Consider the following 14,846-nt stretch of genomic DNA (forward strand, 5'->3'; position numbering starts at 1 on the left):
CGGGGTCGATGCGCTGGGCTTTCGGCTGATTCCGTTGACCCTGCGTAGGAGCAGGCGTATCGTGAGGATGAGGAAAGCAGACAATTCGATCAGGGACGAACGTGCCGGAACGCCGCGCCTTGCCCTGACTCGCGCGGCGGGACCGGATGTTCCTCCCGAAAACTTCGGGGGGAGTTTTATGTCCTGCGATCGCGGCACATCCATGCCATCTCCAAGCGGTTTTCGCCGTTCGCTCCAACTGAGCGGCGGTTTGCTTGCCCTGGCGCTGAGCGCCACGCTCTGGTTGGGCACAGCTGCCCGGGCGCAGGAAACCCAGATCATCTATCCCGGCTCGATGGCCGTGACCGGATTTTCCGGCACTGTCATTCCCAATTTCGACGAAGGGCTGCCGCCCGGTGTCGACCCGGTCGACGAAACCTTCATCGACACGACGCGCGCTACCTTGCGCGTTTTCGACGTTTCGGCGCTGGGCGGACCAGCCTCCGGCCAGCTCGTCTACACGCCGCCGCCTTTCGAGGTGACGGCCGAACAGATCGGCCAGGTGTTCGCCGTCACCTATGATGATGGCGTGCGCGACGGCGTTCCCTCGGGCATCCCCAACCTCTATGCCGGCGCCACCTCGCTGCACGGCATTCGCATCGTCACCCCTGACGAAGATTCCGACGGCCGGCCCGAGCGGCAGCGCCGCGGCACAGCCGGCGCCGTGTTCATGGACGGCCAGTTCGGCACCGAAAACGGTGGCGGTCCCGGCACGATCTGGAAGATCGACGGCATTACCGGCGCCGTCTCCAAATTTGCCGACATCGACACCAACAGCGGTCCCGGCATCAGTGACGTCACGTTCGACAGCAATCACCGCGAGTTCTTCGCCAGCGACCTCGATACCGGCCTCATCCACCGCATCGACGCCATCGGCACGCTGATCGATACGTTCGATCACGGCGTTGCCGGGCGGCCGGCGCATGGGCTGGCGCCCGTCGCCGACGACGGCGCGGTGATGGACATACAGGGCGCTGCCTTCGACTCGGAAGACCCCGACAGCTGGGGCTACACGCAGGACGAGCGCCGCGTCTGGTCCGTCGCCTATCATGGCGGCCGGGTTTACTATTCGGTCGGCGAAAAGGCCGAGATCTGGTCGGTGGGCATTGCCCGCGACGGCAGCTTCGCCGGCGATCCGCGCTGGGAGCTAACGGTCAAGGCCGACAAGGATTACGCCGTCACCGACATCGCTTTCGACAACCAGGGCTTCATGTACCTGGCGCAGCGCGGCCCGGTGGAAAACCGCTACGATTACAGCCAGTTCGCCGATTCCGGCAAAGGCGAAGTCATCCGCTACTGGCGCGAAAACCCCGACGATCCGGCGACGGAATCAGAGTGGGTGGAAGAGCCGCAGGAATATGCGGTCGGCTTCCCGCAAGGCAACCGGCAGTCGGCCGGCGGGCTGGACCTGCAATATGGCTATGACGCCGACGGCAATCTCGACACCGGTGTGTGCACCGACACGCTGGTCAACACCGGCGACAAGCTGCGCGACAACCCGACACTTGCCGACCAGCTCGCCGCCGGCGGGCCGCTTGCCGTGCACGGCGTACAGATCACGCCGACGCCGCTGGTCAAGCCGGCCAACGTGCCGCCCTTCGGGTCGTGGTTCGTCGATTTCGACGGCTATTTCGAAGACCCAGAGGTGGAAGGCCATGTCGGCGATGTCGAGGTCTGGCACCCCTGCGAAGGCCGTGCCGGCTACTATGAAGAGATCCCCGGCGGGTATCTGCCGCCCTTCTATCCGCCGGATTTCCCACCGCCCGGCGACCTGCCTCCGTGCATCGATGTCGAGGATGTTCAGTTCTACTGCACGCCTCGCGGCCTCCAGGCCGACCTCTATCTCCATGACCATGCCGGCTTCGGCGGCGATTCGATCAAGGCCCAGTCCAGGACGCCAGGCGTCGGGGTGACATCACCCCAGTCGCATGCGCCCGGCAAGCCTTACACGGTCGACATCACCGGCCATTCTCCGGGCGACAGAGTCGATGTTGGACTTTGCTTCTACAGGCAGTCCGACAAGGACAAGGGTGGCTACTACCCTTGCTGCAAGATGACTTTGCCGCTCAGAACCCCAGCCGTCAGCTGCGAACGTTGAGGAGGGAGAGATGAACATTTCTGCACTTTCCCCCACCGCGACGCGCAACCAGAAAACCGTCATGGAGACCATCATGAGACCCCTGTCATACGCCAGGCGCGGCGCGCGCTGGCTGATGGCGGCCGGTATCGCGGTCGCCATGTACACCCCTGTGGCAAGCCACGCCGAAGACGCCGTCCCGATCACGCCGGAACTGCGGCTCGACCTCGATAATTCGAAAATCATCAATCCGAGGCCGGAACGGGTCGTGCCGTTCTTCACCAAGAAAGGCACCCAGCGGAGCTGCGACTACGTCGTCTACTCTCTGAGTTTCGGCCTGCGCGGCGACGCGCAAGCCTTTGCCGACCTGGCCGGCTTGCTGAAAACGCTCAAGATCGAGTTCAAGGACCAGCTTCCGCACGGCCTTTCGATCGTCAGCGCGCATGTGTCGGGCGACGGCACGGACGCGTCGGGCGGACCATTGCCCGGCGTTTCGATCAGCACCTCGGCTGGTCCGAACGATACGGCAACCGTGTCTGATTTCCGGCTCTCCGCCGCCGATCTCGACGGCGCGGGGGCCGCCAATGAACGCGTCATCAACTTCCAGATCACGGCCAAGATCGACCATGCGGCGTTTCCCTCGCCGACCGTCATCGACAATCAGGGCCTGATCAAGGTGAGCAACGGAGCCGGCACCGGGACCATCATCCCGTCGCAGGATCCGGGCAAGCCCGATGATGGCGACTACAAGACCGGCGCCAAGACCTCGATCAAGATCGACCTCACCAACTGTGACAAGCGGCCTCCGCCTCCCGACCGGGAATGCTTCAAGGTGGAGCGCGGCACGGTCGATTGCGTGCAAGGCGGCGGCGCCTTCATCTACCACATGCCTGTCGGCCCGGAGATGGGCGGCAAGTGGGTGCAGGTGTCGACGACCACCCCCGGCATCACCATCATCCCCGACACCCAATTGGTGCCGGCGGGCGGCGGCGTGCTCAACTGGAAGATCGTCGGCGCATCGCCCGGCGACGTCATCCACCTCATTGTCACCGGCATCGAGACCTATGCCGGCCCGAAGGAGGGTTGGGGGCTATGCTGCACGCAGACCATCGACATCGTCATTCCGCGTGACCTGAGGTGTCCGCCCAAAGACAAGGAACCAGACCTCAAGGTCGAGAAACGCGCCGACGTGACGCGTTGCACGATGGGCGGCGGCTGCGACTTCACCATCAAGGTCACCAATGTCGGCGACGGGCCGTATCACGGCAAGATCGTGCTCGACGAGGTGACGCTGCCGGCCGGCTCGACGCTGGATTCAGGGCCCAATCCGCCCTGGGTCTGCGTGCCCGGCGTGACGCCGATGACGTGCACCTATCCGGTGACCACGCTCAATCCGGGTGCCTCCGTCAACCTCAAGCTCGGTTTCAAGCCGGCGGGCGGTTGGCAAGGCAGCGTGCTGCGCAACTGCGCCACCTACAATTATGGCGCCAGCGGCAAGCCGCTGTTCGGCAGCCAGCAGAACGATCGCGGCTGCGCCTCGATCCCGATCTGCCGGCGTGGCGATCGCGACCGCGATTGCCGGCCGCCGGTCGACAAGAAGGTCGACCTGATCCTGAAGAAGCGTGCCCGCATTCCGGTCTGCACGCCCGACGGCATCTGCTACTTCGTGATCGACATCATCAACAATGGCAGCGTCCCCTATAATGGGCCGCTGACGGTCATCGACAATTACCCGGGCGGCGCGCCGGCCTCTTCGACCTTCGGCCCGTCTCCACCCTGGACATGCGGACCGAATGGCCCCGGCCAGTTCCGCTGCGACAATGCCGGCATCGTGCTGATGCCGGGCGCCTCGACGCCGATCGTCGTCAAGGCGGTGATGCCGGCCGGCTACCAGTCGGACTCGGTGGAAAACTGCGCGGCGCTGAAGCCTGTCCCCGGTGAGGTCGACCTCACCAACAACAAGGCCTGCGCCAAGGAACGCTTCCGGCATCCCAATGGCGGCAAGCCAACCTTGCGCATAACCAAGGTCTGCAACGGCTCGCTGGCCGGCGCGGCGGTCGTTTCCTGCCGCATCACCGTCATCAGCCTTGGCACCGCTGCCCCCACCGGTCCGGTGCGGGTCAACGATGCCGCCACGCTGATCTCGGGCGGCGCGCCGGTCCAGATCCAGACCGTCACCCCCGACGGCGCGGAATGGGCCTGCGGAGCGGTTCCAGCCAACGCGCTGTCGTGCCAGATTCCCGGCGCCGTGATGACGCCTGGAACCTCCAGGCACTTCGACGTGACGGTCTCGGCCAATGGCGCGTTCGAGAACTGTGCACGCGGCTCGTATGGCCCGGCTCCGGGAGACGACATCGTCTACCCGATCGGCCAGGCCTGCGCCAAGGGCGGTGGCACGTCCACGATCAGCGTCAAGAAGACCGGCGATGCCGAGTGCCAGCCGGGACAGCCCTGCTCGTTCGAGATCACCATCACCAATGACGGCCAGACCCCATTCTCGGGTCCGGTCCGCATCGGCGATGCGATCGGCGTGGACGGGCTCGGCCGGCTGGAAGGTGTCGAGATCACTTCAATCTCGCCGCCCTTCGGCTGCTCGCCGGAACCGACGACACTGCCTCTGTCCTGTATTGCCAACCTGACGCTCGGCGCCGGGGAAAGCCACGTGCACAATGTCACCGTGGTCCTTCCCGACGACGGCCGCCTGGCCAAGCTGCAGGGCGACGTCAGCGGCCGGAACTGCGTCGGTGTCTTGTCTCCTGATACCAGGGTGCAAGGCGGCGACGTGCTGTCCGGCGATCAGACCAACATCCAGGGCGATCGCGGCAAGGCCTATGCGTGCCATCCCTTCACCATCAAGCGTCAGGTGAAGAAAGAGTGCTCGCCGGGCTTTGTGATGAACGACGCAGGCCGGTGCGTGTGTCCGGAAGGCACGACGTTCCGCAACGGCCAGTGCTCGCCCGACGGTGGCGTTATCATCGAGCCAAAGCCAAGGCCGTGCGTGCTGCTCAAGGGCCAGATCCGCACCGAGGATGGGCGCTGTGTCTGTCCGCGTGGAACCGAGCTCGAGAACGGCGCCTGCGTCAAGACCGACAAGCCGGGCTGCACCATCCCCGGTTCGGTTCCGACGTCGGACGGCAATGGCTGCTACTGCCCCGACGGCACGCATCTCGACCGACAGGCAAATGCCTGCGTGCGCGACAAGCAGAAGCCCGAGCAGTGCACCATACGCGGCCAGGTTCATGACGCCGATGGCGACTGCGTCTGCCCGCGTGGGACCGAGGTGCGCGATAGAGCCTGCCGGCCGATCCAGCCAAAGCCTGAACAGTGCTCGATCCGTGGTCAGGTTCATGACGCCGACGGCGATTGTGTCTGCCCGCGTGGCACCGAGGTGCGCAATGGAGCCTGCCGGCCGATCCGGCCGAAGCCCGAGCAATGCACCATCCGCGGTCAGGTTCACGACGCCAATGGCAATTGCGTCTGCCCGCGGGGTACCGAGGTGCAAGGCAATGCCTGCCGCAAGAAGAGGCCTGTGCAGGAACAGTGCGACATACGCGGCCAGGTCCACAACGGTAACGGCGATTGCGTGTGCCTGCGCGGCACCCAGGTGATCAACGGCGCATGCCGCAAGCCGAGGCCGCAGGTGGAATGCGCACCGGGCTCGCAGATGGTCGGTGGCCAGTGCGTGCCGATCATCAAGCGGCGCTGCCCGGAAGGCACGATTGGACGGTATCCGAACTGCAGGGCCATCCGGCAACAGCCGTCGCTTGATCCGACCCTGTTGCTCAATCCGGGTATCCTTCAGCAGTTGATACCGAAGCGCACGCCGCAGCAGGACACGCAGCCGCAAAGGGATCCGGCGACCAACTTCAAGCCATAGGATCTGGATACGAGTCAAAATTCAGAACCCCGCCGGAGCGATCCGGCGGGGTTCTTCTTTCAGGCGGCACAGTGTCGTCGACCTGTTCCAGGCCGAATCTCAGTTGGCGGGTGCGTAGCGCAACAACGTCACGCCCTGGGCAAGGCTTTGCGTGCCGAGCGGCTGCAAGGTCAGCGACAGGCCGGACTGGAAGTACGGCTTGCCGCCGCCGAGAACGACCGGTTGCATGTAGAGCCGGTATTCGTCGATCAAGCCCGCGCGCGCGAAGTGAGCGGCAAGATCGGCGCCGCCGACGGAGATTTCGCCCTCCGTCTGCGATTTGATCTGGTTTGCAACGGTCTCGACATCGCCGCTTACCAACCGGGCATTGGGTCCGACGTCGCGAAGCGTCGTCGAAAACACGATCTTCGGTGTCTGCTGCCAGGCCCGGGCGAAATCTACCTCGACCTCCTCGCCGGTCTCCCGCTCCGGACTGTCCCAGAAGCGCATCGCCTCATACATCCGGCGTCCGCGGAGCGCGATCGCGGTCCGCCGCATCTCGTCGTTGAAATGCCGGTGCAATTCTTCCTCGGGCACCGGCAAGCCGATGTCGCCCGACGGTCCCTCGATAAAGCCGTCCAGCGACGTCAGCATGGAATAGACGATCCTGGCCATCTGACCTCTCCGTTCTTGTCCACACTGAATGAGGCATAACCGCTTGCGAACTGCAAGCGGTTTGTCGCAAGAAGAATTGAAATCCGGACATGCGCGAAATGCGCCGCAACAGTGGCTATGCCGCGCCGGCTTGGCGTATCGTGGGCGCGACAGCAGGAGCCGGCATCATGAGCACCGTCCCAAAACCATCCGAGCAGGCCGCCGACGAAAACGACAGCGGCGGCGAGTATTTCGAAGCGCCGACCATTGGCGACCATGAAGCCGAGCTGGTTGCCGACGAGGCGCTCGAAGCGCCTGATGTGCCGGACTCCGAACCCACTGTTCACGGGCGCCTGAAGCCGAAGCGCAAGCCGTCGGCGATATCGGGCCGCAAATTCCGCAAGCGCGACCTGGTGCGGATCGACGATCTGAGGCCCAGCCTGGCCGACCGCATCCGCTCCGACCATCCCGACCTGCCGCGCGGCGCCCGCATCAGCCGCGAGGAGCTCGGCCGCTACCGCATGCGCTACATGGAGGAGTTGCTGCAGCAGGAGCATGGCGAATTCTCCGAGCTCGACCGCCAGGTGGTCGAATCGATCGCCAGGCAGGACACGATCTCGGAAAACTCGGAAGAGGAGTTCGAGGAGCACAGGTCGTTCGCCGACCGCGTCTCCGACAATATGGCGGCCTTCGGCGGCAGCTGGTGGTTCCTGATCTCGTTCGGCAGCGTGCTTGCCGTCTGGATCGGCATCAACCTGATCGCGGGCATGAGCAGCGCCTTCGACCCCTACCCCTTCATCCTGCTCAACCTGCTGCTCTCCTGCATCGCCGCCATCCAGGCGCCGATCATCATGATGAGCCAGAGACGGACGGAGGCCAAGGACCGCCTGCGCTCCTTCAACGACTACCGGGTGAACCTGAAAGCCGAACTGGAAGTGCGCCACCTGCACGAAAAGCTCGACTATCTGATCTCGCGCCAATGGACGCGGCTGGCCGAAATGCAGCAGATGCAGCTGGATGCCATGCACGAGCTGACGGGTGCGAAGAAGGCGAAGCGCACCACCCGCAGGGTGCGCAGGAGGGTGGCGAAGGCCGAAGTGGCGGGGTGAGGTTAGGCGACCGCGCTATCGCTGATCTCGCGGATGCGGCTGACAAGCCGGGTCACACGTTCTTCGTCGAACACCTGCTCCGGACCTATGGGCGCAAGGTCTGTGAAGGGCGGCTCGTAGAGCAGGCTCGGGTCCATCGTGCCCTGGTCGGTCAGATGCTCGATGATCATGTCGACAAATTCGATCTGCGCGGCGGAAGCGGTTCCCGCCGACAGGAACTCGCCAAAGGCGTCCCGAACGGCCGCACGGTCTAGCCCGACCAATGAACGCACGAAACGACCAAAACCTTGGCTGGTCTCGCGAGCACGTTCGATGTCGCCGGCGTCGCCAATGCCAGCATCAAGCAACATCTTCTCCAGCTCGGCCAAGTCGATGGCGGTCAGTGGCTTGCCTTGCCGCAGCTTGTGGAGGACGAGATGATCCTCATGCTTTCTGAGGAAATGGCGCGCCTTCTGCTTGAAGCGGGCAAAGTCCGCCTCGCCAACTTGCGGGAGGTCAACCTCGACCCCTTCGCCGATCTCATCGGCGAAGTCGGAATAGACCACAGCTTTCCGCCCTTTTTCGATGTGCTGGACAAGCTCGCGCAACCTCAGCCTTACCAGTTCCAGCAATGAAACCGTGACGCCTTCCCACCAAAGGTCCGTCTGGATTTCCTCGATCAAGACGGCCTGCTGGGCGATCGCTGGAATGCCTGTCTGTCCTTCCAATGCCGATGCGATCTCCAGCAGTTGCTTCTTGAGCGTCGCGAAACGCTTGGACCCTTTCAGCAGCGCAAGCTGCAGCGAGAACATCAACAGATCGAACCGCTTCGCTTCCTCGGTGCCGAACTGCTTCGCCGATGGCAATGGCGCAACCTCATCGACAAGCTCCTTGCGCTTCTCGTCATCGATCGAAATCCAAGCTTCCGGCTTTTGGTATTTCTCCACTGCACGACGACGCTGACGCACAATGAAATTGTCGAGGTTCAACCCTGCTACGGTGTCTCGTAGAACGTTCACCGCTTCAGTCCGGATGTCATTCTCGGTTGGTGGCAGGGCGGCGCCGTCCGGGATTTTGAAAGGGGTGGGATCCTCCGCCAGGCCATCGGACTTTTGCTTCTTCTCATCCAGCGCACGCACCAGATCGAGCCGCGCCGCAAACAGCCGTTCCGTCAGCGATTTCGCAGCGCTTGCTTCCTTCAGTTCTGGATTGACGCCGAAGAATTCGAGGTTCTGGCAGTAGTCGAAGACACGAAAGAATTCTTTGTCCTGGCCTGGTCCGAACAGGTCTGGACACAGGCGGGTTCCGCGCCCCATCATCTGCCAGAATTTCGTCTTCGAGCGCACCTGCTTGAAGAAGACGAGATTGACCACCTCCGGGACGTCGATGCCGGTATCGAGCATGTCGACCGAGATGGCGATATGAGGCGCCTTTGTCTTCTTCGAAAAGTCGTCGATCAGCGTTTGAGCGTAGGGTCCGCTCTCATAGGTGATCACGCGGGCAAAATGGCCGGCGAGGTTTGGATAGGCCGCGTTGAACCGGGCCTCGATGAACGCCGCGTGCGCCTGGTTCTTGGCGAAGATGATGGTCTTGCCGAGCCGATCACCGCCTTCGACCTTCACGCCATTGGTCATCAGGTGCGCGATGACGAGATCAACCGTGTCGGTGTTGAACAGCCGCTTGTTGACTTCAGCGGCATCGACGCTGTCGGGGATCTCCTCCTCGCCCCACTCCAGCATGTCCCAGCGATCTTTCTCCTCATCGCTCAGATCGTCGTAGCGCAGGCCAGAGCGCACGATTTTCAGCGGCACGGAGATCGCCTTGGGCGGCACGAGATGGCCATCGGCCACCGCCTCGTCTAGCGAGTAGGCATCGGTCGGCACACCGTCCTCGAGGTCGAACAGCGAATAGGTGTTGTGGTCGATCTCGTCCTTGGGCGTCGCTGTAAGCCCGACGAGGAAGCTATCGAAATATTCGAAGATCGCCCGATAGCGCTGGTAGACCGAACGATGCGCCTCGTCGATGACGATAAGGTCAAAGTGACCGGGTCCGAACTTGCGCTTCTCGTCGGCCTTGCCGTCGATCAGGTTCATCATCGTCGGATAAGTGGAGAGGAAGACGCGGCCCTCGCTCGTCCGTTCGGTGACGAGATTGACCGGGGCAGAGTCCGGCAGATGCGCCTTGAAGGCACCAGCCGCCTGGTTGACCAGAGCGACGCGGTCGGCCAGGAACAGAACACGCTTTGCCCAGCCGGCTCGCATTAGCAGGTCGACCAGGGCGATGACCGTGCGCGTCTTGCCGGAGCCGGTCGCCATGACTAGCAGCGCTTTACGCTCGCCTTCCTTTTCAAAGCTACGTGCAATAGCTCTGACGGCTCGGTGTTGATATGGACGCTCGATTATGCGGCGATTGATCGCTTCTGAGCTTATCAACTTCCGGCTGGTGCGGCGCTGGATCAGGAGTTCCAGTTCATCACGCTTGTAGAAGCCGCCGATCTGGCGCGGCGGATAATTTTGATCGTCCCAGATCCAGTGTTCGTAGCCGTTTGAATAGAAGATGACTGGCCGTTGCCGGTTTCGCGCCTCCAAGCAGTCTGCATAGAGTTTCGCCTGCTGCCGACCCTGCTGTGCATCCTTGCGAGCGCGCTTGGCTTCGACCAGTCCGAGTGGCCTAGCGTCGGCGCCCCACAGCACATAGTCGACAAAGCCAACGCCCTCGTTGTTCGGCATGCCCTCAACACGGAACTCAATGTCCTCCGGCTTGTCGAGCGCCCAGCCGGCCTCGCGCAACAGCAGGTCGATATAGCGGTCGCGAGTCTCGGCCTCGTTGTAGTCGTGGCGGTCGGGCGTCGCCTCGCTGGCCTGCCGCGCCACCGCGACTTCGGCGCGCAGCCGCTTCAATTCGCCGTCGAGATTGCCCTTGTCGGAAAGGAGCCTTGCCAGCTCGCCGTTCTTGGCGTCGAGTTCCTCCTGCTGCATTTTCAGATGAGCGAACGCCTTCTTCAGTGTCTCGTCACGGCGCGAAAGAACCGAGGCGTCAAACACGAGCCCGTCCGCTGGCTTGGACTTTCGTGCATAGGTGCGCGCCAGCCAGAAGCAGACGTGGAAAAGTTCCTTGACCGCGCCGGCGGCATCGCCGGGACGGATCGTCCTTTCCTCGTGGACGGCGCGATTGCGCAGCGTGTTGATTAACTTCGCCTTGGCGAACACCGCTTCGCCCGCCGCACGGCGAAAGCTTGGCTCGTGCAGCAACGCGGCAATGTTGTCCTGATAGGGCAGCTTCAGGCCGGGATCGGAGCGGAATGCCCATTTTACCGCAAGCTCGACCGTCTTGCCGGCGAAGAACGCCGCTGCCGTCGGCGACACCGCCGCCTGTCGCTCAGCCTCCACCGCCGCCTCGTGGACAGTTGGGAACTCGGCGGCGAGAAAAGCGAAGTTGGACATGAGAAACCCGCTAAGCGGCGCTGTAGCAGTGATTACAATCGAGGTTGTGGGTGACATAGGGCATGAAAGAAGCCAGCATCATAGAAAGGCCGACAAAATCTTTCATTTCAAGTTGTCTTAACACCCCCTGTGCATTGCCCCCATGTCCCACACCTGGATAGTCCGAGCGAAACCCATACAGCCTTTTCCCGACATCCCTGATTGTCGCGTGTGGCCAGTCCAGTTGATTGCATATCGCGCCGAGTGTTGTTTCTGTAACGCTGGGGCACCTTTGCCCCAAGGCCTCGAGCAAATTGAACTGCTTTTGGAGGCAAGTTTTTATCCGTGACTGACTCCGATCGAGTCTCAAATCACTAAACGCCTCCTCAAACTCCAGCAAAAGATTGTTTAGATGCGGGTCTGCTTTTGATATCCGCTTAACCTCAGAAAATAGTTTGGTGAAGACGCCTGGGACCGTTGCGTGCAACCTGAATGGTTTGCTTAGCTCATATCTAATATTAAATTTGGTGAGAAAATTGCTCACTAGCTCTCTATATCGCGAGCTCAATCGGTCGTTTTCATAGCCAACGAGGCTTGACCACGCCATTTCCAAAAACTCGATCGCCACGGTTTCGCTATTTACTTCTCGATGTAGCTTTTTGAAGAACGGTTTTGCCGCGACTCCCGAAGCTCCTGAAAGGGCGGTTTCATAGTCGTCGCGATATGACTCAAACTGCAACATGGCGGCCGTGTAGGCAACGACTGCTTGCAAAGCTGCCGGTTCAGTCAGAATTCCGTCGGCATCATACGCGTCCTCAGAAGGTAACGGCGGCGCCATTGGTTGCTGCGGAACTACCGCGATGCTCCTTACGAGTTCGACGAAGATATCATCGGGCGCAATTGCTGATTTAGATAAAGGTATCCATATCTCATGCCAGCTACGTTGCCAGGCCGGCAGAAGCTCACCGTTCAACTCAGTTCTCCAGAGAAAGCGCGGTGTTGAAGAGAAGAGAAAAGCGCTTTTGTCTTAACCGTCAACGCTAAAGACGATGCCACATACCGACGAATTAGCAATACACGGCTCGCAAACTTATTTTGCAAATCGGGATTTGGGGCAGGTAGCATTATGGAGCCCAAACCTTCAGTATTTATGTTGAACTGGCCGGCGGATGTTTTTGACCTTTCCAACAGCGCCTTTCTGCCACTAGGCGATGAGAGGAATGCCTGCACAAAATAGGGGTTGAAAATGTCCTGCCTGATCCGAGCGCGGATAAGATAGGATGCATACACATATTGGTGAATCGAGAATTTCGACTTCCTTTCAAGCTCCATATCAGCGACGGCGCAACGACCTACATACTCGGGGTTGCCGTTCGTCCGCACCAACAAAAGATCACCATCTTGCATGCTTAGGCGCTGAAACTCGCGCTGCTCCAATGGGACAGTCTTAAGATCAGATAGGTCAATTTGTCCCCCGATCACGTTCGGAATTCGCAAGACCGGATGGCCGGTGGTGCTCGACTTGTTTGACGTCCCATAGCGAAATTCCTCAACCGCTTCGCCGAAGGCAATGAAGTGCTTGCCGACCTTTATCCACTCACCAAACATCTCGTGAAAGATCGACTGGCTGAGGCTATCAATCATATCAAGGACATGTTTGCGCTTGCGGTGTAGCGCGTCCGCTTTGTCCAGGATCGCCGCAATCCGCCGCTGCTCCGAAGGCGGGGGGAGCGGAATATGTGAAGCCTTTATGATGCGGTCACTGACAGCCGGATAGCTAGCCCCCGTCGCTTCTCGAACCATCTGTTCAATGAATTGCGGTGCGCGGACCCAATGCATCAGATAATTGCTAGATAGTTTCTCACGACGCGGTCGTAGAACACAGAAGCCGGTTGAGGCCGTCGCGCCATCGAACACATCGGTAACCGCTGCGACACCATTGAGATTAGGCCGAACAGTCGAAACAAGAATATCGCCCTTCTTAATTAACTGCCGCGCACGGCTTGGGGCTTCAGACCCGCGAACTAGGGTGGCGTATTTTATCTGTTTTTCAATTTGGTCGACACTGCTCAGATCGACGTAGAGAAAATCCGAGCCGGGTGCTGTCGCTGGATTCCAAGTCCGAACAGATTCAACGAAGTCACCTATTGGTGCTAGGCGGATATTCACAACATTGCCTCCAGGTCACCGAGGCCGCCAGCAATCTCCTGCTCCAGCGCTTTCAGCTCCGCTATGATCTCCTTCGGCGGGCGATGATCCGTCGCTTCATGCAGCACTTCCTTGTAGCGATTGATCGAAAGATCGTAGCCTGCTGCGGCGATCTGGGCCTTGGGCACACAAAAACTCTGCCCGGTGCGCGGACGCTCCCGCTCGGCGCCATGGCGCTCTGCCCAGCGCGCAGCGATATCGGGCAGGTTGTTCTTCGCGCGTTCGTCTTCATCAAGATGTGCCTTTGGGCCGAGTTTCTCCGCCGGAAGTAGCTCGTTGCGCCTGTCGTCCAACGAAAAGCCGTCGGCTTGGCAATCATAGAACCAGACTTGATCGGTGCCCCCGGAATTGGTTTTGGTGAACAGCACAATGGCGGTTGAGACGCCGGCATAGGGCCGGAAGACGCCTGAGGGCAGCTTGACGATGCCATCTAGCCGATGATCCTCGACTAGCATGCGGCGGATTTCCTTGTGTGCGGTGGAGGAGCCGAACAGCACGCCATCCGGCACGATCACCGCCGCCCGCCCGCCAGGCTTCAGTAGCTTCAAAAACAACGCCATGAACAAAAGCTCGGTTTTCTTGGTCTTGACGATGGCGAGCAAATCCTTAGCGGTCGTCTCATAGTCGAGCGAGCCGGCAAAGGGCGGGTTGGCCAGCACCAGACTGTAGCGGTCGGCATCGCCGGCGTGCTCTTGCGCCAATGAATCCTTATAGCGGATGTCAGGATTGTCGACGCCATGCAGCGTCATATTCATCGACCCAATGCGCAGCATTGTACCGTCGAAATCGAAGCCGTGGAACATCTCCTCGTGGAAATGGTCGCGCGTCTCAACGTCGTGGAACAGCTTGGGATGGTTGTCGCGCAGATACTCGCCTGCGGCAACCAGAAAGCCGCAAGTGCCGCAGGCAGGATCACAGATGACGTCCTTCGGCCCTGGCGCGGTCATCTCGACCATCAATGCAATGATATGGCGCGGCGTGCGAAACTGGCCGTTCTGGCCGGCGCTGGCGATCTTGCCCAGCATGTATTCGTAAAGGTCACCCTTGGTGTCGCGGTCCTCCATCGGCAGGTCGGCGATCAAATCGACCACCTTGGCGAGCAGCGCCGGCGTTGGAATCGTGAAGCGTGCGCCCTTCATATGCGTGGCGTGCGCGGTGCCGTCTTCAGCCATGGTACGCAGGAAAGGAAAAACATGATCGGCGACGGTCGTGAACATTTCGCCCGGCGACTTGTTCTTCAGCCTGGACCAGCGCATTTGGTCGTAGGCGATGCCTCCATCCTTGCCGACACCATCCTTGCCTTCCGGAAAGATGCGGCGCTCTATCGGCTTACCGGTCCGATTGGCCTTGTTCTCCGCAAGCTGCTGCGCCTCATCCAGCCCGCGCATGAACAGCAGGTAAGTGATCTGTTCGATCACTTCGAGCGGGTTGGCGATGCCGCCCGCCCAGAAGGCGTTCCAGACGGCATCGATTTTTGTGCGAAGCTCACCCGTGATCATTCA

The 14,846-nt window shown here is 61.1% G+C and carries 8 protein-coding genes; 3 read left to right on the plus strand and 5 right to left on the minus strand.

Going from position 1 to position 14,846, the window contains the following annotated elements:
• Nucleotides 1-202 precede the first annotated feature (202 nt).
• Together AC1DYO_RS01810 and AC1DYO_RS01815 are read left to right on the plus strand one after the other, a co-directional pair.
• The gene (locus AC1DYO_RS01810; RefSeq protein ID WP_477259721.1) at nucleotides 203-2,137 is read left to right on the plus strand and encodes a hypothetical protein; all 1,935 of its coding nucleotides are present in this window, start codon (nucleotides 203-205) and stop codon (nucleotides 2,135-2,137) included.
• 10 nt (nucleotides 2,138-2,147) lie between these two features.
• Nucleotides 2,148-5,993, plus strand: coding sequence for a DUF7929 domain-containing protein (locus AC1DYO_RS01815; RefSeq protein WP_477259723.1), 3,846 nt, complete (start codon nucleotides 2,148-2,150; stop codon nucleotides 5,991-5,993).
• A gap of 99 nt (nucleotides 5,994-6,092) precedes the next feature.
• Here the strand turns inward: AC1DYO_RS01815 and AC1DYO_RS01820 are convergent, their stop codons facing one another.
• The gene (locus AC1DYO_RS01820; RefSeq protein WP_477259725.1) at nucleotides 6,093-6,647 is read right to left on the minus strand and encodes a dihydrofolate reductase family protein; all 555 of its coding nucleotides are present in this window, start codon (nucleotides 6,645-6,647) and stop codon (nucleotides 6,093-6,095) included.
• A gap of 167 nt (nucleotides 6,648-6,814) precedes the next feature.
• Here AC1DYO_RS01820 and AC1DYO_RS01825 point away from each other — a divergent pair, with 167 nt between their 5' ends.
• A complete protein-coding gene (locus AC1DYO_RS01825) occupies nucleotides 6,815-7,735 on the plus strand; it encodes a DUF1003 domain-containing protein (RefSeq protein ID WP_477259727.1) in 921 nt (306 codons plus the stop codon).
• Between the two features lie 2 nt (nucleotides 7,736-7,737).
• Here the strand turns inward: AC1DYO_RS01825 and AC1DYO_RS01830 are convergent, their stop codons facing one another.
• Genes AC1DYO_RS01830 through AC1DYO_RS01845 form a run of 4 tightly spaced genes read right to left on the minus strand, consistent with a single transcriptional unit; the run spans nucleotide 7,738 to nucleotide 14,843 of the window.
• Complete coding sequence (locus AC1DYO_RS01830) at nucleotides 7,738-11,157, minus strand: DEAD/DEAH box helicase family protein (protein WP_477259728.1); 3,420 nt, start codon at nucleotides 11,155-11,157, stop codon at nucleotides 7,738-7,740.
• A 10-nt stretch (nucleotides 11,158-11,167) separates the two neighbouring features.
• Entirely contained in the window at nucleotides 11,168-12,109 is a 942-nt protein-coding gene (locus AC1DYO_RS01835; RefSeq protein WP_477259730.1) for a hypothetical protein, read from the minus strand.
• Nucleotides 12,106-13,305 carry a restriction endonuclease subunit S gene (locus tag AC1DYO_RS01840; RefSeq protein WP_477259732.1) on the minus strand — a complete coding sequence of 400 codons (1,200 nt, stop codon included), beginning with the start codon at nucleotides 13,303-13,305 and terminating at the stop codon, nucleotides 12,106-12,108. Before AC1DYO_RS01840 ends, AC1DYO_RS01835 begins: the two co-directional genes overlap by 4 nt.
• On the minus strand, nucleotides 13,302-14,843 hold the full coding sequence (locus tag AC1DYO_RS01845; RefSeq protein ID WP_477259734.1) for a type I restriction-modification system subunit M: 1,542 nt from the start codon (nucleotides 14,841-14,843) through the stop codon (nucleotides 13,302-13,304). Before AC1DYO_RS01845 ends, AC1DYO_RS01840 begins: the two co-directional genes overlap by 4 nt.
• Nucleotides 14,844-14,846 lie beyond the last annotated feature (3 nt).

Source organism: Mesorhizobium sp. P2_F5, from assembly GCF_056403715.1.

Excerpts from the sequence above, each read along its gene's own strand:
- AC1DYO_RS01820 (WP_477259725.1), bottom strand. The coding sequence starts at position 6,647 with ATGGCCAGGATCGTCTATTCCATGCTGACGTCGCTGGACGGCTTTATC.
- AC1DYO_RS01815 (WP_477259723.1), top strand. The coding sequence starts at position 2,148 with ATGAACATTTCTGCACTTTCCCCCACCGCGACGCGCAACCAGAAAACC.
- AC1DYO_RS01830 (WP_477259728.1), bottom strand. The coding sequence starts at position 11,157 with ATGTCCAACTTCGCTTTTCTCGCCGCCGAGTTCCCAACTGTCCACGAG.
- AC1DYO_RS01825 (WP_477259727.1), top strand. The coding sequence starts at position 6,815 with ATGAGCACCGTCCCAAAACCATCCGAGCAGGCCGCCGACGAAAACGAC.
- AC1DYO_RS01810 (WP_477259721.1), top strand. The coding sequence starts at position 203 with ATGCCATCTCCAAGCGGTTTTCGCCGTTCGCTCCAACTGAGCGGCGGT.
- AC1DYO_RS01845 (WP_477259734.1), bottom strand. The coding sequence starts at position 14,843 with ATGATCACGGGTGAGCTTCGCACAAAAATCGATGCCGTCTGGAACGCC.